This window comes from Lacrimispora amygdalina (assembly GCF_900205965.1).
Lineage (GTDB): Bacteria > Bacillota > Clostridia > Lachnospirales > Lachnospiraceae > Lacrimispora > Lacrimispora amygdalina_A.
Genome location: NZ_OAOF01000001.1, coordinates 61,473 through 86,632, shown reverse-complemented (window position 1 = coordinate 86,632; position 25,160 = coordinate 61,473). Strand labels below are relative to the sequence as shown.

The window sequence follows — 25,160 nt, the reverse complement described above, 5'->3', positions numbered from 1 at the left end:
AAAATCAGACTAATCGCAGCGCTTTCATTGGACAAAATCTGGTACATTTGCCGCAGCGGATGCAGGCATCCATATCCACGGTGGGAGCCTGGAAACCGTTTTGCTTTAAGGCACCGACCGGACAGATCCGGACAGAGGGGCAGGGGTGATTCTGGGGGCAGTTTTCTTTTATAACAACAAGGGTTTGTGCATTCATTGTATTTCCTTCTTTCCATGAGTGGGTTGTTTATGTCTGTATTATAAGTAAAGTGAAGCATGATGTCTGTAACAACGTCACACGAAATGAGAAAATTTTTCAATACACGAGAGGAGAACGTATGAAAATAAAAATAATCGGTTCAGGCGGCTGTGTCAGCATTCCAAGACCATTATGCCAATGCAGAATATGCAGAGAAGCCAGAATAAAAGGAGTTCCCTATGCAAGATGCGGTTGCAGCCTGTATTTAGAAGATTTAAATTTATTAATTGATACGCCGGAAGATATCAATGCAGCATTAAACCATGCAGATGTGAAAGAGATTGATACCATATTGTTCAGTCACGCAGATCCGGATCATACCATGGGAATCCGGGTGATTGAACAGTTAAGGATGGACTGGCTGGCCCGGTCTGTGGGTATAACCTGCAGCCAGCCTCTGACAGTAGGGGCGCTGCCTGAGATTACAAAGGAACTGAGGCGCCAGTGCAGCAAGTATGGTTCCATGCTGGAATATTATGAAGACATGGGTCTTGCAAAAGTTGAGAATATGAACCATATGGACAAAAATGATATTCATATTGAGTTCGTTCCGGTTGATGAAAGCGGGACAGTAACGGTTTTTGTAATAGGAAATCAACACCAGAAAGTGATTTATGCACCCTGCGATGTGAAGCCATTTCCGGAGCACCTCATTTTTTATAAAGCCGATGTTTTAATTATTGGCAATACCATTGTGGGAGATCAGTTAAAGGATGGGTTTGTGCTTGATGAAACAAATGATCTGCGTAAAGAACTATTTGTTATGAAAGAGATTGTTGAATTAAAGGACAAATTTCAGATAGGAAAAGTCATAATTACCCATTTAGAAGAAGACTGGGGAAAATCCTACGACGACTACTTAAGGCTGCAAAAGCAGTATGAGGGGATCGAATTTGCCTTTGATGGCATGAAAATCCTGCTTCCCACCCCGTAGTAAGCAGGAATTCCAGCAGGCTCACTATTCCATGGACTTTGCTGCATCCTTGAAATCAGCCATCTGTGAGTTAAAGGAGTGACACTCATTATAGCAGAGATAAAAGTACCGGTTCATAGGCATGTCCTTAATGGGGCGGGTCTTTAGAACGTCTGCCCTGGAATTATTCTTTACATAGCGGGTGGAGATTACCCCGATGCCAAGGTTACGCGCAACACTGTCAAGAATGGCAGAAGCGCTGTAGGATTCCCATTTTACTGTATAGGGAATATGGTGGGTCTGCATGAGATTTTCAAAGATGGAACGTGTTCCGCTGCCGACTTCCCGCAGAATAAATTCGCAGTTGCATAAATCACTGGCTTTGATTGTATCCCTGCCTGAAAAGGGATGATCCTTGCTGCAGACAAGCTGCAGCTCGTCTTCCATAATTGGTTCTGTATGTATCTTATCGTTCAGGATTACACCTTCTACAAGTGCCAGATCAATCTCATTGTGAATCAGGCGGTTTTCCAGTATTTTCGTATTTTCTATCAGAACCGAACAGGAGATATCCGGGTGGTTTTCCTGCAGCTTCTGTATGATGTCACTGATCATAGTATCTCCGATGGTTAATGTGGCGCCAACCCGGAGAGGACGGATGACCGTAGTGCTTTTCATGGATTGGTTTAACGTCTCGTAGCTGTTTAGTACATTTAAAGCCCTGTCCCAGAAAAGTTTTCCCATAGGTGTCAGTTCCAGATGTTTGGGATATCTTTTAAAAAATGTGGTTTCATATTCTTTCTCCAGTTCTGCAATAATCTGGCTTACCGTAGGCTGTGACAGGTAGAGGCGTTTGGCTGCTTCACTCATCTTCAATGTTTCCGCCACTGCGATAAAAGTTCTTAGCTGCTTTAAGGTTGCCATTTACGATCCCCTTTCTTCTGGTATAGAAAAAATCAATATCATACTTTAGATAATACTATTTTACGGTCTGAAAAACAAGTGCTATGATATTGATAATAAATAGTCAAATATACTGATATAAGATAAGGAGAAAAACAATGAGGGTGATTGTACTTGGCGGTGTTGCTGCAGGCACAAAAACAGCGGCAAAGCTGATGCGGGAAGACAGAGAGAATGAAGTGATTATTTTAAACAAAGGAGAAAACATATCTTATGCAGGCTGCGGACTCCCGTACTTTGTAGGTGATGTGATTCCACATAAGGAGCAGCTGATCGTGAATACTCCCCAGAAGTTTGAGAAGCTCACAGGTGCAAAGGTTTTAATCCGCACAGAGGCAAAAAAGGTAGACCGTGAAGAAAAAACAGTGACCGCCGTAGATCTGATGACCGGTGAGGAGAAGGTTTATCCGTATGATAAGCTTGTAATTGCAACCGGAGCAAGTCCGGTAATTCCACCTGTTGAGGGAAGGGATCTTAAGAATGTATTTACCATGAGGACGCCTGAGGATGCCATTGAGATTAAGGAACTTGCCGCAAATGGAGGAATAAAGAAGGCTGTTGTAGTTGGAGCTGGCTATATCGGTCTGGAGCTCGCAGAGAATCTGGCAGCAGAAGGAATTAAGGCATTTGTAGTGGATATGGCGCCTCAGATTCTTCCTGGTTTTGATCCGGAGGTTTCTGATTATCTGGAACGAAAACTTGCTGATGCAGGAATTCCTGTTGTGACAGGGGTGAAGGTAACTGCTCTGGAAGGCGATGGTAGAGTTGAGAAGGTAGTAACTGATAAACGTGCCTATAAAGCAGATATGGTTGTTTTCTGTGCAGGAATCAGACCAAATACGGATTTCCTTGAGGGAACCGGAATTGAAATGTTCAAGGGAACAATTATTACAGATCCCCAGGGAAGAACCAATGATAAGGACATCTATAGCGCTGGAGATTGTGCGATGGTGAGAAATGCCATCACAGGCAAACCTGCCTGGTCGCCCATGGGTTCAACGGCTAATATAAACGGACGCCTCATTGCACAGAATATAGCAGGAGGGGAACGCTCTGGCCGTGGGGTTTTAGGGACGGCAGTCTGTAAGCTTCCAGGACTGAATGCGGGCAGAACCGGACTGACAGAAGCACAGGCCATTGAGGAAGGGTTTGATGCGGTCAGTGTGATTGCAGTGGTGGATGATAAGGCTCATTATATGCCAGGTGCTTCCTTCTTTATAATTAAGATGATTGCAGATAAAAAAACACTCCGCCTTCTGGGAGTTCAGGCAGCCGGTATTGGTGCAGTTGATAAGATTGTGGATATAGCAGTCACTGCCATCATGTGCAAGGCAGATTTAAATGATCTTGCAGATATGGATCTTGCTTATGCTCCTCCATTTTCAACTGCGATCCATCCGTTCGTACATACTTTAAATATTCTGTTAAATAAAATAAACGGCAGTCTCAAAACCATGACTCCTGCAGAATATGCAAAGGGAATGGCGGAAGGTTATAAGGTGGTAGATGCAGGGCAGGTACCTTCTGTTCCGGGAGCCGTGCACGTAGAATTAACGGAAGTTGACGGGCAGTTGAACGGTCTTGATAAGGAAGATCACATTCTCCTTGTGTGCAACAGGGGGAAGCGCGCCTATCTGCTTCAAAACCGGCTGGATTACTATGGCTACAAACATACCAGGGTACTGGAAGGCGGCATTACCTTTACAGAAGTGGAAGGTTCATAACAAAATAGAAAACAGGAGCGTTAATTATGGCATGCACATTAAAACCAGATGAAATCAAGAGAGTGAAAGCACTGGGTTTTTTAAATAACAAGGGAACCGATTTATTTAACGGACGTGTAATTACTGTAAATGGCAAGATAACGGCAGATCAGACTGCTGCCATTGCAGATGCAGCAAGAACATTCGGCAACGGAGATGTGGAGTTTACTTCCCGCTTAACCGTGGAGGTGAGAGGAATTCATTTTAATGATATCGAAGCATTCCGCAGCCGCCTGGCAGAAGCAGGACTGGAAACCGGAGGAACCGGATCTGTGGTGCGCCCGGTCGTATCCTGCAAGGGAACCACCTGTCAGTATGGACTTTATGATACCTTTGATTTGTCGGAAAAGATCCATGAACGGTTCTATAAGGGGTATCATACGGTAAAGCTGCCTCACAAATTCAAGATAGCCACAGGCGGCTGTCCCAATAACTGTGTAAAACCAAATCTAAATGATCTTGGTATCGTAGGGCAGATGATTCCCTGTGTAGAGGAGGATATGTGTAACGGCTGTAAGAAATGCCAGGTGGAGACATCATGCCCAATGAAGGCTGCAAAGCTTTCCGATGGTCTGATTGAAATTGATCCGGAGATCTGCAACAACTGCGGACGCTGTATAGGAAAATGTCCCTTTGACGTAATTGAAGAGGGAACACCTGGGTTTATTGTGTATATCGGCGGAAGATGGGGGAAAAAGATAAATCATGGGAAAGCTCTTACTAGAATATTTAAAAGTGAAGAGGAAGTGCTATCGGTAGTTGAAAAGACCATTCTTCTGTTCCGTGAGCAGGGGCATACCGGAGAGCGGTTTGCTGATACCATCGAGCGGATTGGTTTTGAGAACGTGGAAGCGCAGCTCCTTTCCGATGATATATTAAACAGGAAGCAGGAGATCCTGGATGCAAAGCTGCATCTGGTGGGTGGTGCTACCTGCTAAGCATTTGGTTTCCATGCCTCCTGCTCCATAATTAATTTTAACAGCTCCCTGCGTTTTGTCAGAACGGGAGCTGTTTTTTCAGCCACGCACCGGCAAGCTGAACCCAGGCTTCAACCTCGGGAGATATCTGGTTTTGGGAATTGGCTGTTACTTGATTCGCCAAAGCCAGTCCATGTTCGCCATCCTGAAAGATATGGAGTTCATAGGGGACATGGTGTCTGGCCATTTCAAGGGCAAAGACCAGAGAATTCTCGGCATATACCAGTCCATCCTTTGATGTATGCCATAGAAATGCAGGCGGAGTCATTGAGGAGACGAAGCGGCTGGGACTGAAGGTATGAATGACATCCTCCGTAAGTTCAGTCTCTCCGGTCAGAGCGGCATTTGCCCGGTCCATGAAAGCAAACATCTCTTTTTTTGAAGCATCTCCGGCATCTTCGGCTGATTTCTTCTTCATCACCTGATAATCCAGCAGACCATAGGCAAGGATCAGCGCATTTGGGCGGATCTTATCAGTACTGCATGGAGAGGGGAAAAGGGATTCTCCCAGTTCCTTTTCCTGCCAGTGCACGCCAAGGCTTGCAGCCAGATGAGCGCCTGCAGAAAAACCGCAGATTCCAATTTTATCAGGGTCAATAAACAGACGTCCGCAATTTTCTCTTAAGTACCGGACAGTCTGAGCCAGTTCTTTTAGTGCGGTGCTGGCAACTCCTGTTCGTTTTCCTTCTGGATCGCCAGTTGTATATCTTAAAACAACTGCGTGATATCCCATGGATAAAAACTGGAAAGCAATCGGTTCTGCTTCCCGGTCGGAGGTAAACAGATATCCCCCGCCAGGCGCAATAACCATCACAGGACGTTTTTTACCAGGCAAAAGCTCTTTGGAATCCTCGATCAGATAAGCTGTAAAAAATCCGGCGGATTCATTTTCATTCAATTTATGGGTTTGGATAATCAAAATGACAACTCCTTCCATTATAAATATAGTTAAGTTCATTGTACCAAATTTTATACACAATCACCAGTTTATAATAATTAAATTATAATGGAAAGACAGTGGTGAACGGTACAGAACGAAAAAAATGAAGTGTATAGAGAAAAGAAAATAAAGTAATGACTTGACATTATAAAGTTCCTGTGCTAATGTGATACAGTATAAAAGTACCATATCAACAAGCGAAGTTCGTAGGAAAATGACAATTGTCTGCCGAAGGAGTAACACTCTCAGGCATCCGAAATACCGGATAAGGACTATGAATGGATGTGGCTCTGGAGAATCTCATGAATGGGTGCCGAAGGTGCAAGGCGCGAAATACCGCGTTAATCTCTCAGGCAAAAGGACAGAGTATAAGTTCAAATGTTTAGTGGCAGTGATGCCCTTATTTGTTTACTTTCAGAGCCAGATCATCCCGCATGATTTGGCTTTTTTCAGTAAAAAAAAGAGAGGTCTGTCACATGGAACTATTTACACAGCTGGTTGATAAAGTCAGCGGTATTATCTGGAACAGCATTTTACTGTATCTGCTGGTGGGAACGGGAATTTTATTTACGGTCCGCACCCGGTTTGTACAGATCAGAAAATTCAGGGAAGGCTTGAAGCGGATGTTCGGCAGTTTTAAGCTGAACGGCGAGAATGCCGGTAAGGATGGAATGTCCTCTTTTCAGGCGTTAACCACAGCTATTGCCGCTCAGGTAGGTACAGGCAATATTGCAGGCTGTGCGACAGCGCTTTATTCCGGAGGACCCGGAGCAATTTTCTGGATGTGGGTAAGCGCTTTTTTTGGAATGGCAACAAACTACGGAGAAGCAGTTCTTGCACAGAAATATAAAACGGTCAATTCACAGGGAGAAGTTACGGGTGGTCCGGTTTATTATATAAAAGCACGTTTTCAGGGAACCTTCGGCAGGGTTATGGCGGCATTTTTCTCTCTGGCTATTATCTTTGCACTGGGATTTACCGGTAATATGGTTCAGGCTAATTCCATAGGTCAGGCTTTTCATACGGCGTTTGGGGTAGATCCGATGATCGTCGGGTTTCTGATTGCAGCAGCAGCTGCGTTTACCTTTATGGGAGGCGTAAAGAGAATTGCTTCTCTTACGGAGAAGCTGATACCGGTTATGGCGGGTTTTTATATGATAGGCTGTGTGATTGTGCTGATTATGAATCACAGTGCACTTTTGCCGGCACTTGAATCCATCGTAGTTGGCGCATTCCGCCCCCAGGCACTGTTTGGCGGTGCAGCAGGAATCGGAGTTCAGAAAGCCATGCGTTATGGAGTTGCGAGAGGACTTTTTTCCAATGAGGCCGGTATGGGCTCAACTCCTCACGCCCATGCGATTGCAAAGGTAGAAAAGCCCCAGGATCAGGGGGTTATGGCAATCATGGCAGTGTTTATTGATACGTTTGTGGTTTTGAATCTGACCGCGCTGGTGATTCTCACCTCCGGACAGCTCACTCCGGGAGTGGAGGGAGCACCTCAGGGAACCGCTCTTGCGCAGGCGGCATTCAGCAATACATTCGGATCCCTTGGAAGCACATTTGTTGCAGTCTGCCTTTTGTTCTTCGCGTTTTCCACAATCATCGGCTGGTATTTCTTCGGCGAGGTGAATGTGAAAGCTCTTTTTGGGGTAAAAGCGACAAAGGGGTATGCTTTGATTGTTGTATTGTTTCTCATCCTTGGGTCCTTTTTAAAAGTTCAGCTTGTCTGGAATTTATCGGATTTGTTTAACGCACTGATGGTATTTCCAAACCTGATTGCTCTTTTATCCTCCGTTGGAATTGTGGCAAAAGCAGCAAGGGGAGAGGATATCATGGAGTAGCTTCGCCCGATTCATCTCTACGATTATACCGCCTTTTGGGTGGGTGAGAAGGGGAAAGAAGGTCAAATGCCTGGCGTTGGGGCAGCAGTGGTAGGAGATGCATCCTGCAAGAACTGAAAACTCCCTGCCTCTCATCATGAATGATATCCAGAATGTCCGGTTGTCCAACCCGGAAGTTTTGGGTATCTGAACGGAAACTGCATCTCTTAAATAATCTGTAAAAAACCTGTTTCCCTGACGGATTGTATTAATACAGAATCTGCCAATCTTCTATAATTCTCTGGGAAAGGCCGTCAGGCCTGATCCTCCCATTTCGCCTCCAAACGGAATTTTTATCATAGATACATCTTTAAAAAAATCTAGTTCATCCATATATTTCTACTTGTTAACATATCTAAACGCCTATGTTTTTATTTATCAAGTCATTATTCAAAAACGGAGTAGTTTAAAAAATACTTTTCCCTGATCTTTTTTATCTATTGAGAGAAACCGTTCAGCTATAATTATTTATGAAGCAATACTTAATCTTTTAATCGGTTTTATTACACCAGGTGACGGCAGGCTGTTCATTGACGGTACTGACATCAATGATATTAATTTAAGAAGCTACCGGAGATTTATTTCTGTAGTACCCCAGTCACCGGTTCTTTTTACCGGTACAGTGAGGGAGAATATTACGTATGGTCTTTCGGGTGTATCAGAGGAAGAAGTAAACCATGCTGTGGAGGCAGCAAATTTAAAATCAGTAATTGCAAAGCTTCCCAAAGGTCTGGATACCATGATCGGAGAGCACGGTGCCAATTTAAGCGGGGGACAAAGACAGAGGATTTCCATTGCAAGAGCAATTATCAGAGATCCCCGGGTAATCATTCTGGATGAAGCCACCTCTGCTCTCGATACGATTTCAGAGAAGGAGATCCAGGATGCTCTGGATCAGCTGATTAAAGGCAGGACCACTTTTATTGTTGCCCACAGGCTTTCTACCGTAAGGGGAGCGGACCGGATCGTGGTTTTAGACCAGGGAAAAATCCGGGAAGAAGGAAGCTATCAGACACTGATGGAGTTAAAAGGGGAATTCTATGAGATGGAACGGCTCCAGATGGCTTTGAGATAAGGAAAAAATGGTTTACATCTGAAGCAATCAGGTGTATAATCAAATCTTACATACGTAGTAATTTGTTTTTCTGCAGGGAGGTTATAAAAGGGGTCCCTGTTCCTTTCATATTATAAATATTACAAGCGTAAGAATAAGGAGAATTATGCGCCGCAGTCATTTTTTTAAGAATAAGAGCTTTCCGGACATTTCCTTTCAGATTCCCCGGTTAATGATATTAGGAATGTTTTTCGGATTTTTGCTTACGGTACTGATTGTACGATTATATCATTTACAGATCATGGAAGGGGAGGCCAGTCAGGAGGAATTTATCTCCTCCATTATTAAGACCCAGAGGCTTCCTGGAAACAGGGGAAATATTTATGACAGGAATGGAACGCTTCTGGCTTCCAACCGTCTGTCCTACAACATCACTCTGGAAGATTCCGGGAATTATAAGAATCAGAAGGAAAAACAGAAAACATTGAATGGAATTGCCTATCAGCTGATCCGCCTTGTGGGAGATGATGATAAGTTAAATGTCAGTCTGCCCATCACAGCGGATGAGGAAGGAAACTATGAATATACGGCAGACGGATGGAAGTTAAGCCGGTTTAAAGCAGATTTCTATGGGAAGAGCCAGGTGACGGATTTAACCCAGGAACAGTCTCAAAAGACAGCGGGAGAGCTGATGGAGGATCTTTGCGGAAAGAAAAAATTCATGATAGATTCATCCTATTCAGAAGAAGACCAGAAAACGTACGGTCTTCCGGAGTCCTTGTCTCCCAAAGAGATCTTACAGGTTGCCAATATACGTTACGGTCTCTCTTTGAACTCATACCGGAAATACCTCCCATATCTGGTTGCTTCTGACGTATCGGACAAGGCCATGGTAGGTGTAATGGAGCAAAAGCACAGTCTCCAGGGAGCCGATGTGGAGAACAGCAGTATCCGTGTATATTATGGAGGGGAGAGCATGTCTTCCATTCTGGGATATACAGGCGGTATTTCTGCTGAAGAGCTGGAAGCGTTAGGTGAGAATAACGATATTTACTCTAATCAGTCGGTGATTGGAAAAAGCGGGATTGAAAAGTCCATGGAAGAATGGCTGAGGGGAAAGGACGGAACCCAGCAATTCTATACCGATGTGGTTGGAAATCCCAAAACAGACCCGGTAATCACCAGCAGCCCGGGGACAGGGGAAAACGTTTATTTAACCCTGGACAAAGGGCTGCAGGATGCGGTTTATCAGATGTTAAAGCAGCAGATTGCAGGAATCCTGCTGGCTAATATGGTGGAGACCAGAAGGGCGGAGATGCCAAAAGCCAACGATGCCTCCCAGATCCGTATTTCATCTGACGAAGTGTATTATGCGCTGATTCAGAACCATGTCATCGATACGGAGCGGTTAAAGGGGGAGAATGCGTCGGAGTTAGAAAAGCGTGTCTACGAAGCGTTCAAGCAGAAAAAGGAGACCGTGACCAGCCAGATTTCCGGTGCCTTTGATGCGACTGGTGCTGCTTATCAGGCACTTGGTCCGGAAGTACAGGGATATTTGGATTTCCTGGTCAGCCAGGCACGCAAGGACCAGTTTCTGCTTAACGGCAGCGGCACATGGGACTGGAAGGAAAAGAGCCTGAGACAGTATCTGACCGAATCCATTGCTGCAGGCCAAATGGATTTAAGCCGTCTGGACAATAATGAAAAGTATACGGAGATCCAGGATGCAGAGCGTCTTGCAGAAGATAAGATGTTAAAGGATATTGCAGAAAACCGTGAGTTTGAAGAGAAGATCTATCAGGCAATGATCGGAGAGGGGTCCTTAAGCGGGAAGGAGATTGAGGAGCTCCTTTACGAGCAGGGAGTTCTTTCGAAGAATGATCCGGATTATCCGCTTCTGATGAATGGCCAGTTAAGTGCCTGGCAGTTTATCCGCAGGAAAATCGGCAATCTGGAGATCACACCGGCGCAGCTGGCTTTAAATCCATGTTCCGGCTCTGCAGTTGTGGTCAACCCCCAGAACGGGGAGGTGATTGCCTGTGTCAGTTATCCGGGCTATGATAACAACCGGCTGGCAAACCAGATGGATACGTCCTATTACCAGCAGCTGGAGCAGGATTTATCCCTTCCGCTTTTTAACCGGGCGACCAGCCAGCTGACGGCGCCTGGCTCCACATTTAAACCTGTTACCGTGATTGCAGGCCTTACGGAAGGCGTGATTCAGACCGATACCAGTGTATTATGTACCGGTATTTTCGATAAGGTGGAACCGCCACTGCGCTGCTGGAAGCGGGCAGGGCATGGAGTGATTTCTTCCAGTGCAGATGCACTTAAAAACTCCTGTAATGTTTATTTATCAGAAATTACCTACCGGCTGGGATCAGGGGCGGACGGAAGCTTTTCCGAGGATAAGGGCTTAAATACCTTAATCAAATATGCAGAACTTCTGGATCTGGATAAGAACACCGGAATAGAGATCGGAGAGGCGAAGCCCCATGTAACCGACCAGTTTGCGATTCCTTCATCCATCGGCCAGGGAACCCATAACTATACCACCTCCCAGATTGCCCGTTATACGGCCACTCTGGCAAACCATGGACAAAGCTATCAGTTGTCCATGATCGGTAAGATCACAGACAGTAACGGCACCGTAGTGAAATCCTTTACTCCTTCTTTAAGCAGTTCGGTTGATTTACCGGAGTTTGTCTGGAATGATGTTGCCAAAGGCATGAATGAGCTGGTGAAGTCCAATGCCACATTAAAAGACATAAAAATAGATGCAGCAGGGAAGACCGGTACTGCAGAGGAGTCAAAAACCAAGCCCAACCATGGACTGTTTATTGGATACGCTCCGTTAGTCAATCCCCAGATTGCCATCACGGTAAGGATTGCAAACGGGTACAGCTCCGGTAATGTAGTAGGGGTGGGAAAAGGTATATTTAATTACTATTTCCATCTGGAAGATACGGATCAGATTCTGACCGGTAAGGCTTCCGGTGTATCCAACAATCTGCGTACTGATTAAAGGAGGAATGCAATGAGACGGGGAGCAAGACGGGGAATGAAGCGTTTTTTGTTCAGCACTGCCTGCACCTTATTGATACTGATCATCGGTCTGGCCGGAGGATTCTTATATCTCCGGCTGGGGAAGAAGGTGCCGGCTCAGAAGAAGCCGGAAGAGCTCTGGACGGATTATGTGTCCTCTTTACAAAAAGGAGACTATGAAGCCATGTACGGGCTGCTGGACCAGCAAAGCCAGTTAAATATCAGTCTGGAGGATTTTACTGCCAGAAATAAGAATATTTACGAAGGAATCGAAGCTGAGGCCATAAAGACCGAAGTAACAGGTGTAGATTTAAAGGATGAGGAAGCAGACGTTGCCTATCAGATGAGTTTAAACAGTCTGGCAGGAGAAATCAGCTTTACCAGTCATGCAGTTTTTAACAAAGAAGATAAAACCGGTTATAAGCTGGAATGGAATGACGGCATGATTTTCCCGGAGCTTACGAAGACAGATAAAGTGAGAGTCTTAACAGACAAGGCCAGCCGGGGATCCATCTATGACCGGAACGGTCTGATGCTGGCCGGAAAAGGAACTGCTTCCTCAGTTGGACTGGTTCCGGGGAAAATGAGCCAGGATTCCGGTCAGGATGTGGAAAAGCTGGGAGAGCTTCTTTCCATGTCTCCGGAGACAATACAAAAAAAATTGTCTGCAGGCTGGGTAAAGGAGGATTCCTTTGTTCCGTTAAAAACCTTAAAAAAGGTGGATGAGTTCCAGCTGCAGTCAGACGATGTCCGTGAGGAAGACAGAAAGAACAAAGAGCTTCAGGATCAGCTGCTTACCATTCCGGGAGTGCTGATTACAGATACTTCTGTGCGATTTTACCCGTTGGGAGAAAAGGGAGCCCATCTCATCGGATATGTCCAGAATGTGACGTCTGAAGATCTTCAAAAACATGAGGGAGAAGATTATTTAACAGACAGTGTCATTGGAAGAAGCGGTATGGAAGCGCTTTTTGAAAAGGAATTAAAGGGAACGAACGGCAGGACTATTCTCATAGCGGATTCATCAGGGAATAAAAAGAAAGCCCTTGCAGTAAAACCGAGATCCGACGGAACGGATATCACACTTACCATTGACAGCAAGCTTCAGGGTATGATCTATGATGCATTTCAGGAAGACAAAAGCTGCAGCGTAGCCATGAATCCAAATACAGGAGAGATTCTGGCTCTTGTAAGCACACCTTCCTATGATGACAATGATTTTATTCTGGGAATGCCGGCGGATCAATGGAACTCGTTAAATAACGACGAGAGGAAACCGCTTTTTAACCGTTTCCGCCAGAAGTTTGCTCCCGGTTCCTCCTTTAAACCTATTACTGCGGTGATTGGACTTGAAAGCGGTGCCATAGATCCCAATGAGGATTACATAAGCACCGGTTTAAGCTGGAGAAAGGATGAGAGCTGGGGAAATTATTACATAACGACCCTTCATGACAGCAGCCCGCTCAATTTGGAAAATGCCTTTATTTATTCCAACAATATCTATTTTGCTAAAGCAGCCTTAAAGATTGGTTACGATGATTTTATGGCAGGAATGGATAAACTGGGATTTAACCAGGCCCTTCCTTTTGAAATTGCTGTTGCCAAGTCCCAGTATTCCAATTCAGACCGGATTGAGTCGGAAGTGCAGCTGGCTGACAGTGGTTATGGACAGGGACAGATGCTTGTAAATCCCATTCATTTAGCAGCACTTTACACGATGTTTTCCAATGAAGGAAATGTTATTCAGCCGGTAATGCGAAAAGAAGAAAATCTGGCAGCAAAGGTATGGTTTTCCGGAGCCTGTTCTTTGGAACATGCCAATCTGGTCCGGGATGATTTAATAAAGGTTGTCAGCTCAGAACATGGAACTGGCCGTGCCATTAAGAGATCGGATCTGGTGCTTGCAGGAAAGACAGGAACAGCAGAAATCAAAGCCTCCAAAGGTGATACCACAGGAACGGAGCTTGGCTGGTTTTCAGTATTTACGGCAGACCCCGCTGCAAAGACTCCCATTTTACTGGTCAGTATGGTGGAGGATGTGAAGAACCGTGGCGGGAGCGGGTATGTGGTGAGAAAAGATAAACTGGTACTTGATTCCTATATTCCGGTTCAATAAGTAAAAAACAGAGCCAGAGGCTTAAGAAAATTCTTAATCCTCTGGCTCTGTTTTACTGTTGGTAGATATTCTGGTCCTTTAAAATATTCAGTGTAATCGCAGCAGCGGCAGGACCGTTGGCAGAGTGGTCATTTAGTATGTTGGTGGCAAATATATAGGTCTCTTCCCCGGATTCTGCAAAGCCGATAAACCAGCCGTTTCTGTTCTTTCCGTTTATGGTTCCGGTTCCGGTTTTGCCATATAGAGAAACGCCCTGGCTGGAGGATAAGTAAAGGGAGTCCTTTACTGCTTTTATATGGTCTGGTTTAAAGGGAAGTGTTCCCTGGTAAAGGCGTGTTAATAACTCTGCCTGTTCCACCGGCGAAATTTTCAGAGAAGATTCCAGCCAGTAGTTTCCCAGTCCGCCGGATAAATCCTGATTCCCGTAGTTTAATCCTGCGATGCAGTTCTTTAAGGAAGTGATTCCGTTTTTCTCGTCCAGAGCTTTAAAGTACCAGTTTACAGAGTGGCTCATGGCTGTATCCAGAGTCTGATCTCTGTTCCAGGCCTTAAAGGGGTAAGGTGATCCATCCCACTTCAGATTTGACGAATCAGGAGTAATGATTCCATGATCCAGGGCACACAAAGCACTGTAAATTTTATAGGTGGAGTCAGGAGAAACTCTGGTTGCTGCGGCCTCCTGATTATAGATATAGTACTTCCCGGAATGGATTTCATACAGAACAAAACTTCCATTGTATCCGTAAAAATACGGGTTTAAATCCAATTGCGTCACATGATCGGAATGAAACTGATAAGAACTGCCAGCTGCATGAGAAGATATAACAGGCGTAATAGCAAGAAGCAGTACTCCGCAAAGGACCAGAATAATGCGGCTTTTCCACTGCACCCATACGGATTCTTTCCGGTAAGCTGCGATACAGAGGATTCTCTTGAAAATCTCCTTTTTGGTACCACCGATTCCAGCAGCAGGAGAGAAGAGACTGTTCACTTTTTCAGCAAACCGGATCAGGGTTTTGCCATAATCCAGATAGCTGCTCTCTTCCAGCATGGACAGAACCGATAAATCACAGGAAACTTCCAGGTCTTTACGCATCTCTCTAAGACCCAGCCATACGGCAGGGTGAAACCAGTACAGGACCTGGGCAAGAGCCAGCAGCCGGTTGAGGTAAAGGTCCCTGTGTTTAATGTGAGTCAGCTCATGAAGAAGAATATAGCGTATTTCTCTTTCTGTAAATTCCGACAGCATATGCATGGGAATTATGATCACCGGTTTTATAAAACCGGCAGCTACAGGGGAACTTAAACAGGCACTGCTGTAAACCGGAATTTCCTTTTTTATACCCATCTCCCTGAGGCAGCTGTCAAATACTGCTTTTATCTGCCTGTTCTGAAGGGGAAGAGAAACCTGCCGGACTTGTCTGATTCTAATCTCAGAGATTATATTCACAAGGGATGTGACACCAATCCCAAGCACCCATAGATATGGAAGGCACCATTGAAAAGGCAGGGAAGTCCTGCGGCTGACCGAGATAGAAAAATCTTCTAAAAGACCGGTGATTCCTGTTCCATATGAGGGAGATGACGCCGGGGCATTTGCCGGAGTGAAGGCGCCGCCCAGCCTGCCAAACAGCCCCAGTCCGTGTCCGGCTTCGAGGAGGGGAAGGGGGAGAAATGGAATGGCCAGTACGAACAACAGCAAATACCAGATTCTGTGCTGGGCTTTGTAGGTAAGATGATTTTTTAAAAGCCGTTTTATCAGCGCAATGATTCCGGTTAATGCGAATATGACAATGCTGTTAATCATCAGGCGTTCCATAAGGGAAGACAGCAGCATCATGATTCTTCCTCCTGTTCTTTAAAAAGAAGCTTTTTAAGCTCCGCCAGGTCCTCTTCAGATAAATGATTGCTATTAATGTAGCTGGAAACCATACCGGATAGTTTGCCATTGTAAAACCGGTTTAAAAAATGGTTGTTTTCCTTTTTCAGATAGTCCTTTTCCTGAATAAGAGGGGTATAAATAAACACACGGCTTTCTTTGGTATAGGTAGCAGCCCCCTTTTGAACCAGCCTTTTCAACAGCGTGTGAATCGTCTTGGGATTCCAGTCAGTTGTCTGGGTCAGCTTTTCGGTTACTTCGTTGGTGCTGATTGGAGCATACCTCCAAAGTACCTTCATCACTTCATATTCTGCTTCAGAAATTTGCGGAAGGCGGTTCATACTCATTCTCCTGTTCTTACAAATGTAATACATATATTATAAAAGCAGAAAGCCGCAGTGTCAAGAAATGGAGGACTGTTATTTCATCAGAGTGTTGATTCCTGCCACCGTATCGACGGGGAGAGAGAATGCGATGGCATGTTCTCCTGTTTCCTTTAACACAGTTTCGCATATGGATTTCAGTATCGCCTGTTTGTCTTTTTTAGGTACCAGCATAAGAAGAATCTCTTTCTCATTTGATAAGGTTAATCCAAACAGCCTTTTGCTGGAATCGCTGCCAAGTTCTCTTGCTTTGATGAGTGTACCACCTTTACAGCCTGCATTCCGGGCTGCATCCATAATGGGATTTGAAAGGTCTGCCTGAATGACGGATGCAATTAATTCATATGCGTTTGTATCTGACATCGGATGTTCCTCCTTGTAATATTCTGTAGATAAATGGTTTGTGCTGCCGGCTTCACTGGACGTTAAAAGAGCAGAAGCCGCGGCGCTGATTCCGGAAAGAGAGAGGGTAAATACAATGCCGGCACCCGGTTTATCAAGATCCATTTTTTTATGAAGCTTGGGTAACAGTGCTCCGGCTGCTGATTGATCAACTATCCCGATTATCAGATCTTTCTCGGGTTCGTCAAGTCCCAGACAATCTTTAATTGCAGAGCTTGCTGTTCCGTGTCCACGGACATGAAGGAGCAGTTCCTGTTGATATTCTTTAAAAACGGAAGCTGCTTTTTCCCCTTTTCCACGGTCCACAATAGCAGTAATCCAGTAAACTTTATGATTGGAAGTCATCTGCCTCCTCCTTTCCCAGTTCTATAAATTCCAGATCCATATCAATGGCTGGAGTATCAGCAAGAGAATTGGATCTTTTGGTTTTAAAATAATACATTACGCCGATTAATTGAATGGTAATTAATGGTGTCATGGCGATCATGGCAACGATACCAAACGCATCCGTCACGATATTTCCGCCGGTTGCTTCACATGCACCCATTGCAAAGGGCAGCAGGAAGGTGGCTGTCATGGGACCGGAAGCCACACCTCCTGAGTCAAATGCAATTGATGTAAAGATAGGCGGTACAACAAAGGAAAGACCTAAAGCCAATGCATATCCGGGAATTAAAACTGCAAGAAGGGGAAGTCCTGTTAAAATTCGGATAACGGATAATCCAAGGGAAATAGCCATACCCATGGATAATCCGGTCATCATGGTTTTTTCGGAAATGGCGCCTCCTGTTACTTCCTCTACCTGTTTATTTAATACTAGAACAGCGGGTTCTGCTTTGACAATATAGTAACCGATGAGCATGCCGATGGGAACCATAATCCAGTTATAGGTAAGAGCGGCAAGCTGTTTTCCCAGGTAATTTCCTGCCGGCATAAATCCTACGTTAACGCCGGTTAAAAAAAGTGTGAGTCCAAGATAGGAATACATCATTCCCATCAGTATTTTAATCATCTGTCTCCTCCTGAGCTTTAAAAGGAATATCTGGAAGATCATAAAAAAAGCAAATACAGGTAACAGGGCCAGAAAAACTTCTTTTGCATAATCAGGAAATTCATGCTGGAAAGCCAGCCACAAATCCTGGGAATTGCTGATGGCAGGGATTACCGCAGGCTCATAACTGCTGGCTGAGGAGCCATAGAATATCCCCAGTATCATCACGGAGAGAATTGGACCTATTGAGCAGAGTGCCACCAGTCCAAAGCTGTTACTGCCTGAATTCTTACTGCTTCTGCCGATGGAGGAAAGTCCCACTCCCAGAGCCATGATAAATGGAACGGTAATTGGCCCGGTGGTTACCCCTCCAGAGTCAAAGGCTACGGCCAGAAAATCCTTGGGAACAAAGAATACCATAATAAACAGGATTCCATAGCAAATCAAAAGAAGTCTGGATAAATTCCATCCGAACAAGGTTCTTAAAAAAGCCAGAGCAAGGAAAAGTCCCACACCGGCTGCTACACAAACAACCAGCACCAGATCAGGCACGGCAGGAGTCTGTCCTGCCAGAATCTGTAGGTCTGGTTCCGCGATTGTAATGATAAAACCAATCATAAAGCATGCGAAAATAATCAGGGGAATTTTTTTTGATTTTGCCAGCTGGTTTCCTGCTTTCTCTCCAATGATCATCATGGACATATCCACACCCAGTGTAAATAAGCCCATTCCGACAATGAGTAAGGCTGCACCTACCAGAAACAGCATCAGCGGATCAAGCGGCATAGGTGTAATTGTTATACACAAAATCAGCACAATGCATGTAACGGGCAGTACAGATGAAAGGGATTCAATAATTTTTTCCTTTAATTTTTGATTCAAGTGAATACCTCCTGTTGACCGTTTTATTTGACCTTTTTGGTCAGACCATATTAAGTGTATCATAAAGATAGTTGCGATTGCAACTAAAATCGGCCAAAGCGGTGAAAATCATTCACCGGTATTTAGAAACTTCTTCGTAACTTTCGCCCAGCCGTGTTTCTGTAAAGGGGACTGAGGGTCCAATCTGAAAGACCGGTTTTAACAAGATCGGAGTGATAACAGTAGTGATAATGACAACAAGAACTACCGGGCCAATAAAATCTCCGCTTAAAAGACCAAGCTGCTGTCCTTTTCCTGCCACAATGAGGGCAACTTCCCCTCTGGAGATCATTCCCACTCCGATCCGGATGCTCTGATAATTCTTATACCCGCCAATTTTTGCCCCGATTCCGCAGCCGATTACTTTTGTTAAAATAGCAGTAAGGGTAAGAAATATAGCAAAAAGAACGATAGCAGGTGTCATGGGAGGAAGTTCTACCTTCAGACCAATGCTGGCAAAGAATACCGGTGAGAGCAGAAGATAGGATAAAGTGTCAAATTTTGAAGTCAAAAAGTGGGATTTCTGGGTGTTGGAAATGATAATGCCTGCGATATAGGCGCCTGTAATATCAGCGACACCAAAAAAGTGTTCCGCTATGTAAGACATGAGAAGACAGAGAGAAAAAGCGGCTATGACATGACGCTGTAACCCGCGTTCGGCATGGTTGCTCCAGCGGGAATAAACATGAAAGATCAGTGCACCGCCAACAGCAGAAAAGACAAAGAATGCGGCAATTTTAAATAAAACAGCAAACAGATTGACGTTCGGATCAGTTGTACTGGAAATAATGGTGAGTGCAATAATTCCCAGCACATCATCAATGATGGCTGCTCCCAGTATGGCATTGCCTGAATGAGTTTTAATTTTACCGATCTCTTTTAGGGTTTCGGCTGTAATGCTTACGGAAGTGGCAGTCAGAATGACCCCGATAAACATATTTTGCAAAAAAAGCGGGCAGGAGGCATCGGAAGGGATTCTGTCGGGCCGGTTAAAGTATTCAGCCACCCAAAAGCCACCGATCAAAGGCACGATGACGCCAATAAGTGCGATGATAAATGCTGATTTTCCACTTTTCATTAATTCTTTGGTATCTGTCTCCAGACCGGCACAAAACATGAGAACAATTACACCGATTTCTGCCAGTTTATCAAGAAATTCGGTTTCATGAAGCGTGCCCAGCATGGCAGGTCCAAGAATGACTCCGGCTAAGAGTGCACCCACCACCTGAGGCATATGGAATTTCCTTGTAACAAGACCTAAAACCTTTGTGCTTAAAAGAATCATGGTTAGATTCAGTAAGAAACTGTAATTCATACAAACCCCTCCTTATAATTTATATAAGATTAACAAAAACATATTACTCCTGTTTTACATTACTGTCAAATGTCAATAAAGACGGCAGATTCTTTACAGTAATCAGGTTTTATGATATACTGTCTGCAATTAAAATTCACGAAAGCCGGAGGGCATGTATATGCCGTTATCTATTTTCTCATCATATGATCCCACGTAGAAAAAGTTGAATAAATATTGATTAAAAAGGCGCTGTCCAGGCAGAGCTTATTTTTAATGCTTTTAACTACTAAATATGGATTATTGGAGAAAATATGAAATATAGACAGAATATATATTTGCTTTATGCCATTTCCTTTTTACAGGGACTGGTATTTTATGGACCCGTGGCAACTCTTTACAGACAGGCAGCGGGTGTCAGTGTATTTGAGATTACTATTATTGAAAGCATTTCCCTTGCTCTTTGTATCGCACTGGAGATGCCATGGGGAGTGTTGGCGGACCGGATCGGCTATAGAAAAACCATGATTATCACCTGTGCTGTTTATTTTGTTTCCAAGGTGGTGTTCTGGAAAGCGGATGGATTCGGGGGATTTTTGCTTGAGAGGGTGCTGCTCAGTGTTGTTATGGCAGGGATGTCAGGCTGTGACATAAGTATCCTTTATCTTTCCAGCCGGGAAGGGGAAAGCCAGAAGGTATTTGGTATTTATCAGTCTTTTGGCATGGCAGGGCTTCTGACTGCCTCTCTTTCCTACTCACTTTTCATTGGAACGAATTACAGACTGGCAGGCTTTCTTACCATGGCTGCTTATGGTGCGGCAGCCGTACTTGTATTTGGATTAAAAGAGGTGAAAGAGCAGGAGAGAGAGAGAAGAAGCAGAACCCGTTTTATTCCTGTCTTTCTGGAAGTGATAAAAGACCGGTATTTTCTGCTGGGGATGGTGGGGATTACACTCCTTGAGGAGACGAATCAGACAATTACTGTATTTCTAAATCAGCTGCAGTATGTAAAATGCAGGATGGAACCAAAGACAATGGGCATCGTCTATATCCTGGTTACATTGGCAGGAATGGCAGGCGGTGTATGGTCGTTCTGGCTGAACAGGAAAATGGGAATCCTTTCATTTGCTATCACCCTGTTTTTTGGCGGTGGGATCTCCTGCCTGATTCTTTCCGGGACCAGGAGCGGTGTTCTTTCCGTTCTCTGCATTATTCTTCTAAGGCTTGCTTCTTCTCTTTTCGGACCGTTTAAGGCAGAGCTGCAAAACCGCCAGGTCACGTTGGCAGACCGTGCCACGGTACTGAGCATCTATGCAGTAATAGGAGAGGCCTGTGGAGTAGGAACGAACCTTATATTTGGAAAGGCAGCAGCAGCCAGTCTTTCCAGCGCCATGCTCTGGGGCGGGGGACTGTGTGCCCTGGGAGGCGTATTCTTTGTGATCTTCCGATTAAAGAAAGCATCGGTCTAAGGGGTTGTAAAAAGGATGTCTCCTGTGTGTCTGTTTTCATAACCGTTAAAATGCAGGAGACTGTCTTTAAATTCCCTGGAATTAATTGTTTCAAGGATAGCTGAAAATGCCGGCTGCTCTAACGAGGACTTAACGATTACAAGATCCATGGATGCATCCTTGAACGGTATAAAATCCAGCTGCGGATAGGAAGTCAGATGGGAAAGATCTCCCATGCTGATATCATAAAGTCCGGAAGCAACAGCATTGGCAGAAGACATATGGGACAGGCTTTCATCTCGGGAATCCGGATTGAAGGACCTGTCTGTTTTTTGCTCTGACAAAAGCTGATCCAGATAAATCCGTAAGCCGTTGCCCTTCTCACGGTTTAAAAATCTGATGTCAGGTCGGCATAAATCCATTTCGCTTTTTATATTTTTCGGGTTACCTTTTTGAACATAAAAGCCTGTTTTTAACGTGCAGATATGAATAACAGCAGCCTCGGTACCGGGCAGAAAATGACTGATCTGGCTGATTCGTTCCTCGAACTGCTGAAAACAAACGCAGGTCAGTGCCATATGGGTTTTCCCATAATACAGGGAATACAGGCTGTTGTAATCATTCATATAGGAATGAAGGAGTGGAAGGCTGTTTACCTTACTGGTTAACAGACTGCGGAGCAGTTCTACCATTCTGGATTCCTGGCTGTTTATAATCAGCCCGTTTGAGTTAAGAAGGTAATCCACCTGTCTGCTGGCCTGGTCGGCGTGGAATCTGGGGATGTCCATGACGGGAGGAAGCACGGCGGTAAGGCCGGAGTCCTGACCGGACTGGGTTGTTCTTGTGAGATATTCATCTAACTGTTCCTGGCTGATGCGGATCTGTTTGCCCACTTTTGAAGATTTTAATTCTCCCCGTTTTATTAATTCGTATACGGTTGTTTTCTTGATTTTCAGCTGATCCGCCACTTCCTGTGGCCTGTATATTTTTTCCATGCCTGAACCTCTTTTTTTCTGTACTCATTATTTGATATGTTATAACAGGACTAATTTTTTGTCAATCATGATGAAGAGTTGATATGTTTAAAAAAATTATCTAATAATATATGGAAAATAAGAAATAATCTAAAGAATGTGGGATATTGACTTTTAATTATGGTTCGTTTAAAATATACAAATAATTACAAAACCGAACGAAACAGAACAAAACAGAGCACTAAAGAATCAGGGAATCCCTTTGTGGATTGTCTGTCTTAAAAATAGGAGGAAAAAATATGAAAAGAGGAAAAAACATGCTGCAGGTTCTGGTGGCAGCGTCACTGATGGCTGGAATCCTGTCAGGATGCAGTCCGGCAGGAGACAAATCGGCTTCCGGTGAACCGGTCGCTGCGGTTCAGAGCACTAAGTCAGGGGATTCAGAGTCTGTTGATGTGTACGTATTTATTGCGGCCAGTCTGAAAAACACTATGGATAAAGTAAAAGAGAGTTATGAAAGCGGACACCCAGGTGTAACAATTATTTACAATGCAGACAGCTCAGGCACGCTCCAGAAACAGATTGAGGAAGGTGCCCAGTGTGATGTTTTCTTTTCCGCCGCACCAAAACAGATGAATGCTTTAAAAGACGGAGGATTTGTAGAGGACGGTTCCGATACCAGCCTTCTTATGAACCGGATTGTTCTAATTAAACCAAAGGGAGAAAAAACAGCAGTTACAGGTTTTGACAACATCACGGCAGCTTCCAGCCTTGCACTGGCAGGAGAAGATGTACCGGTGGGACAGTATGCCAGAAAGCTCTTTACAAATATGGGAATCCTGGATCAGGTGATGAAAATGGAGATTAACGAAGGTACGAATGTTACCGCAGTTTTAACCGCAGTTGCGGAAGGCAGCAATGAGGTGGGAGTGGTTTATGCCACTGATGCTGCTTCCATGGCGGACAAAGTGGAGATTATAGCAGAAGCGGACAAAGCAAAGATTGATCCGGCTGTTTATCCGGTAGGTTTAATCAAAGATCAGGAAGCCAGTGAAGATCAGAAGAAAGCGGCAGCAGAATTTAAGGAATATTTAACGCAGGATGAGAGCGTCATGAAGCTTTTTACAGATGCGGGATTCTCTAAATATACACAATAGAAGATTGGCAAAAAGGAGGTGGGAACCATTGGGGGAATTAGTTAGAACTATCGATTGGAGTCCTCTTTATCTGTCCATAAAAACAGGAATTGTGGCTACTGTACTTACTTTCTTTTTAGGTGTGGGGGCAGCCAGGCAGATTATGAAGTTAAATAATACGGCAAAAGCCATTGCAGATGGGATTCTTACACTCCCTCTCGTGCTGCCTCCAACTGTGGCGGGATTTTTTCTTCTCTTAATTTTCAGCCTTCGAAGACCGTTTGGAAGGTATCTTCTGGAAGGGTTTGATATCAAGCTGGTGCAGACCTGGCCCGGCTGTGTTATGGCAGCATTTGTCATAGCCTTTCCCCTTATGTACCGCAACGCCAGAGCTGCATTTGAGCAGGTAGATATAACAATGATTTACGCAGGACGAACGCTGGGGCTGTCGGAAAGAACCATCTTCTGGAAAATTGTGGTTCCCATCGCAGCCCCCGGGCTGGCGTCCGGAACTGTGCTCTCCTTTGCAAGAGCCATTGGAGAGTACGGAGCCACCACCATGCTGGCAGGAAATATTCTGGGAAAGACGAGAACGGTATCAGTGGCCATTGCCACGGAGGTGACAGCCGGAAACTGGGACAAAGCAGGATTCTGGGTTGTGGTTATTATTCTTTTATCATTTGTAATCGTAGCTGTTATGAACCTGATTGCAGGGAAAAATAGAAAGAATGGAAGCGGGTGGATGTAATATGGCCCTGAAGGTGAAGATAGACAAAAAATTTCACGGTTTTCATCTCAATGTGGAATTTGAAACAAACGGCGGCTGTATGGGAATACTAGGGGCTTCCGGCTGCGGAAAAAGCATGACATTAAAATGTGTGGCAGGCATTGAAAAACCGGACAGCGGCAGGATCATTCATAACGAAAGAGTGCTGTTTGATTCAGAAAAAGGAATCAATCTGCCGGCAAGAGACCGCCACGTCGGGTATCTCTTTCAGAATTATGCACTGTTTCCCACCATGACAGTGGAGGAAAATCTGAAAATAGCCCTGACAGGAAAGGGAAAGGAAACTGGCAGTCAGGTTTTAGAACAGATCAGTCGGTTTCAGCTTAAGGGGCTGGAAAAACGTCTTCCGTCCCAGCTGTCAGGAGGCCAGCAGCAGCGCGTGGCCCTGGCACGGATGCTTTTATGTAAACCAGAGATGATTTTACTTGATGAACCTTTTTCTGCTCTGGACGGATTTTTAAAAGACACTCTTCAGTTGGAAATGCTGGAACTGTTAAACGAACTTAACCAGGATGTGCTGTTTGTTTCCCATTCCAGAGATGAGATTTTCCGGTTCTGTGACCGTATGATCCTGCTGGCGAATGGGGAACGTGTTGTAAATGGATTTACTAAGGAAATTTTCAGGAAACCGGAAAAGCTGGAGGCTGCCAGACTGACTGGGTGTAAGAATATCTCCCCTATAGAACGAATCAGTGATCATGAACTTTTTGCACTTGACTGGAACATAAAACTGAAAACAGATGAACTGATTGGAGATTCCATTCGTTATATCGGAATCAGAGGTCACAATCTAGTGCCGGCAGAGAAATTCGGAGAAGAGAATACAATGAAGGTTTCTCTGGCAGGAAGTGCCCATACAACCTTTCAGCACCAGTATTTAGTTCAGAATGCAAAAGGATCGTCTGCAAAGATCTGGTGGATCAGGGAAAAAAGCAAATACGATACGGAAGAATCAGAGTCGATTCCATTATATTTAAAATTTCCCAAAGAAGATCTGTTACTTTTGTCTTAATTTTATAAGGTATTAATGAAATAAATTGACAAATACCGGACAAA

General features: G+C 44.6%; 20 protein-coding genes and 1 riboswitch. Of the genes, 11 read left to right on the top strand and 9 right to left on the bottom strand.

Features of this window, described 5'->3' with window-relative positions; genetic code table 11:
* Positions 1–4: 4 nt before the first annotated feature.
* Complete coding sequence (locus tag CRO04_RS00385) at positions 5–196, bottom strand: 4Fe-4S binding protein (protein WP_097002259.1); 192 nt, start codon at positions 194–196, stop codon at positions 5–7.
* A 121-nt stretch (positions 197–317) separates the two neighbouring features.
* Between CRO04_RS00385 and CRO04_RS00380 the strand changes: the two genes are divergently transcribed.
* Entirely contained in the window at positions 318–1,172 is an 855-nt protein-coding gene (locus tag CRO04_RS00380; RefSeq protein ID WP_097002258.1) for an MBL fold metallo-hydrolase, read from the top strand.
* Positions 1,173–1,196: 24 nt separating this feature from the next.
* Here the strand turns inward: CRO04_RS00380 and CRO04_RS00375 are convergent, their stop codons facing one another.
* On the bottom strand, positions 1,197–2,075 hold the full coding sequence (locus tag CRO04_RS00375) for a LysR family transcriptional regulator (protein WP_097002257.1): 879 nt from the start codon (positions 2,073–2,075) through the stop codon (positions 1,197–1,199).
* Positions 2,076–2,212: 137 nt separating this feature from the next.
* On the opposite strand from CRO04_RS00375, the gene CRO04_RS00370 reads away from it, so the two are divergent.
* Both CRO04_RS00370 and CRO04_RS00365 read left to right on the top strand, forming a co-directional pair.
* On the top strand, positions 2,213–3,838 hold the full coding sequence (locus CRO04_RS00370) for an FAD-dependent oxidoreductase (RefSeq protein ID WP_097002256.1): 1,626 nt from the start codon (positions 2,213–2,215) through the stop codon (positions 3,836–3,838).
* 26 nt (positions 3,839–3,864) lie between these two features.
* The gene (locus tag CRO04_RS00365) at positions 3,865–4,815 is read left to right on the top strand and encodes a 4Fe-4S binding protein (RefSeq protein ID WP_097002255.1); all 951 of its coding nucleotides are present in this window, start codon (positions 3,865–3,867) and stop codon (positions 4,813–4,815) included.
* Positions 4,816–4,873: 58 nt separating this feature from the next.
* Here the strand turns inward: CRO04_RS00365 and CRO04_RS00360 are convergent, their stop codons facing one another.
* Complete coding sequence (locus CRO04_RS00360) at positions 4,874–5,773, bottom strand: alpha/beta hydrolase (protein ID WP_166432433.1); 900 nt, start codon at positions 5,771–5,773, stop codon at positions 4,874–4,876.
* Positions 5,774–6,074: 301 nt separating this feature from the next.
* Positions 6,075–6,169, top strand: a riboswitch (glycine riboswitch).
* 101 nt (positions 6,170–6,270) lie between these two features.
* Between CRO04_RS00360 and CRO04_RS00355 the strand changes: the two genes are divergently transcribed.
* The 4 genes from CRO04_RS00355 (at position 6,271) to CRO04_RS00340 (ending at position 13,889) form a co-directional block, all read left to right on the top strand.
* Complete coding sequence (locus CRO04_RS00355) at positions 6,271–7,635, top strand: alanine/glycine:cation symporter family protein (RefSeq protein WP_097002253.1); 1,365 nt, start codon at positions 6,271–6,273, stop codon at positions 7,633–7,635.
* A 478-nt stretch (positions 7,636–8,113) separates the two neighbouring features.
* Positions 8,114–8,749 carry an ABC transporter ATP-binding protein gene (locus tag CRO04_RS00350; protein ID WP_097002252.1) on the top strand — a complete coding sequence of 212 codons (636 nt, stop codon included), beginning with the start codon at positions 8,114–8,116 and terminating at the stop codon, positions 8,747–8,749.
* A 145-nt stretch (positions 8,750–8,894) separates the two neighbouring features.
* Positions 8,895–11,753, top strand: coding sequence for a penicillin-binding transpeptidase domain-containing protein (locus CRO04_RS00345; protein ID WP_097002251.1), 2,859 nt, complete (start codon positions 8,895–8,897; stop codon positions 11,751–11,753).
* 12 nt (positions 11,754–11,765) lie between these two features.
* Positions 11,766–13,889 carry a penicillin-binding transpeptidase domain-containing protein gene (locus CRO04_RS00340; protein WP_097002250.1) on the top strand — a complete coding sequence of 708 codons (2,124 nt, stop codon included), beginning with the start codon at positions 11,766–11,768 and terminating at the stop codon, positions 13,887–13,889.
* Positions 13,890–13,941: 52 nt separating this feature from the next.
* Here CRO04_RS00340 and CRO04_RS00335 read toward each other — a convergent pair whose 3' ends face one another.
* The 5 genes from CRO04_RS00335 to CRO04_RS00315 form a co-directional block, all read right to left on the bottom strand.
* Positions 13,942–15,729 carry a BlaR1 family beta-lactam sensor/signal transducer gene (locus CRO04_RS00335; RefSeq protein ID WP_097002249.1) on the bottom strand — a complete coding sequence of 596 codons (1,788 nt, stop codon included), beginning with the start codon at positions 15,727–15,729 and terminating at the stop codon, positions 13,942–13,944.
* Positions 15,726–16,109, bottom strand: a complete 384-nt coding sequence (locus CRO04_RS00330) for a BlaI/MecI/CopY family transcriptional regulator (protein ID WP_097002248.1) — start codon at positions 16,107–16,109, stop codon at positions 15,726–15,728. Before CRO04_RS00330 ends, CRO04_RS00335 begins: the two co-directional genes overlap by 4 nt.
* Positions 16,110–16,187: 78 nt before the next feature.
* Positions 16,188–16,898, bottom strand: coding sequence for a P-II family nitrogen regulator (locus CRO04_RS00325; protein WP_097002247.1), 711 nt, complete (start codon positions 16,896–16,898; stop codon positions 16,188–16,190).
* Positions 16,882–18,426: a DUF1538 domain-containing protein gene (locus tag CRO04_RS00320; protein WP_097002246.1), complete on the bottom strand. Its 1,545-nt coding sequence runs from the start codon at positions 18,424–18,426 to the stop codon at positions 16,882–16,884. The genes CRO04_RS00325 and CRO04_RS00320 overlap by 17 nt, the downstream gene beginning before the upstream one ends.
* A 112-nt stretch (positions 18,427–18,538) precedes the next feature.
* On the bottom strand, positions 18,539–19,780 hold the full coding sequence (locus tag CRO04_RS00315; RefSeq protein WP_097002245.1) for a cation:proton antiporter: 1,242 nt from the start codon (positions 19,778–19,780) through the stop codon (positions 18,539–18,541).
* 293 nt (positions 19,781–20,073) lie between these two features.
* Between CRO04_RS00315 and CRO04_RS00310 the strand changes: the two genes are divergently transcribed.
* Complete coding sequence (locus CRO04_RS00310) at positions 20,074–21,228, top strand: MFS transporter (RefSeq protein ID WP_097002244.1); 1,155 nt, start codon at positions 20,074–20,076, stop codon at positions 21,226–21,228.
* On the opposite strand, the gene CRO04_RS00305 is transcribed toward CRO04_RS00310, so the two are convergent.
* Positions 21,225–22,202, bottom strand: coding sequence for a helix-turn-helix transcriptional regulator (locus CRO04_RS00305; protein ID WP_097002243.1), 978 nt, complete (start codon positions 22,200–22,202; stop codon positions 21,225–21,227). The genes CRO04_RS00310 and CRO04_RS00305 overlap by 4 nt on opposite strands.
* Before the next feature lie 278 nt (positions 22,203–22,480).
* On the opposite strand from CRO04_RS00305, the gene modA reads away from it, so the two are divergent.
* Genes modA through CRO04_RS00290 form a run of 3 tightly spaced genes read left to right on the top strand, consistent with a single transcriptional unit; the run spans position 22,481 to position 25,116 of the window.
* Positions 22,481–23,338, top strand: a complete 858-nt coding sequence (gene modA / locus CRO04_RS00300) for a molybdate ABC transporter substrate-binding protein (RefSeq protein WP_097002242.1) — start codon at positions 22,481–22,483, stop codon at positions 23,336–23,338.
* 28 nt (positions 23,339–23,366) lie between these two features.
* Entirely contained in the window at positions 23,367–24,065 is a 699-nt protein-coding gene (modB, locus tag CRO04_RS00295; protein WP_242974296.1) for a molybdate ABC transporter permease subunit, read from the top strand.
* Positions 24,046–25,116, top strand: a complete 1,071-nt coding sequence (locus tag CRO04_RS00290; RefSeq protein WP_242974295.1) for a sulfate/molybdate ABC transporter ATP-binding protein — start codon at positions 24,046–24,048, stop codon at positions 25,114–25,116. The genes modB and CRO04_RS00290 overlap by 20 nt, the downstream gene beginning before the upstream one ends.
* Positions 25,117–25,160 lie beyond the last annotated feature (44 nt).

Excerpts from the sequence above, each read along its gene's own strand:
- CRO04_RS00385 (WP_097002259.1), bottom strand. The coding sequence starts at position 196 with ATGAATGCACAAACCCTTGTTGTTATAAAAGAAAACTGCCCCCAGAAT.
- CRO04_RS00380 (WP_097002258.1), top strand. The coding sequence starts at position 318 with ATGAAAATAAAAATAATCGGTTCAGGCGGCTGTGTCAGCATTCCAAGA.
- CRO04_RS00375 (WP_097002257.1), bottom strand. The coding sequence starts at position 2,075 with ATGGCAACCTTAAAGCAGCTAAGAACTTTTATCGCAGTGGCGGAAACA.
- CRO04_RS00370 (WP_097002256.1), top strand. The coding sequence starts at position 2,213 with ATGAGGGTGATTGTACTTGGCGGTGTTGCTGCAGGCACAAAAACAGCG.
- CRO04_RS00365 (WP_097002255.1), top strand. The coding sequence starts at position 3,865 with ATGGCATGCACATTAAAACCAGATGAAATCAAGAGAGTGAAAGCACTG.
- CRO04_RS00355 (WP_097002253.1), top strand. The coding sequence starts at position 6,271 with ATGGAACTATTTACACAGCTGGTTGATAAAGTCAGCGGTATTATCTGG.
- CRO04_RS00345 (WP_097002251.1), top strand. The coding sequence starts at position 8,895 with ATGCGCCGCAGTCATTTTTTTAAGAATAAGAGCTTTCCGGACATTTCC.
- CRO04_RS00340 (WP_097002250.1), top strand. The coding sequence starts at position 11,766 with ATGAGACGGGGAGCAAGACGGGGAATGAAGCGTTTTTTGTTCAGCACT.
- CRO04_RS00335 (WP_097002249.1), bottom strand. The coding sequence starts at position 15,729 with ATGATGCTGCTGTCTTCCCTTATGGAACGCCTGATGATTAACAGCATT.
- CRO04_RS00330 (WP_097002248.1), bottom strand. The coding sequence starts at position 16,109 with ATGAACCGCCTTCCGCAAATTTCTGAAGCAGAATATGAAGTGATGAAG.
- CRO04_RS00325 (WP_097002247.1), bottom strand. The coding sequence starts at position 16,898 with ATGACTTCCAATCATAAAGTTTACTGGATTACTGCTATTGTGGACCGT.
- CRO04_RS00315 (WP_097002245.1), bottom strand. The coding sequence starts at position 19,780 with ATGAATTACAGTTTCTTACTGAATCTAACCATGATTCTTTTAAGCACA.
- CRO04_RS00310 (WP_097002244.1), top strand. The coding sequence starts at position 20,074 with ATGAAATATAGACAGAATATATATTTGCTTTATGCCATTTCCTTTTTA.
- CRO04_RS00305 (WP_097002243.1), bottom strand. The coding sequence starts at position 22,202 with ATGGAAAAAATATACAGGCCACAGGAAGTGGCGGATCAGCTGAAAATC.
- modA (WP_097002242.1), top strand. The coding sequence starts at position 22,481 with ATGAAAAGAGGAAAAAACATGCTGCAGGTTCTGGTGGCAGCGTCACTG.
- CRO04_RS00290 (WP_242974295.1), top strand. The coding sequence starts at position 24,046 with ATGGAAGCGGGTGGATGTAATATGGCCCTGAAGGTGAAGATAGACAAA.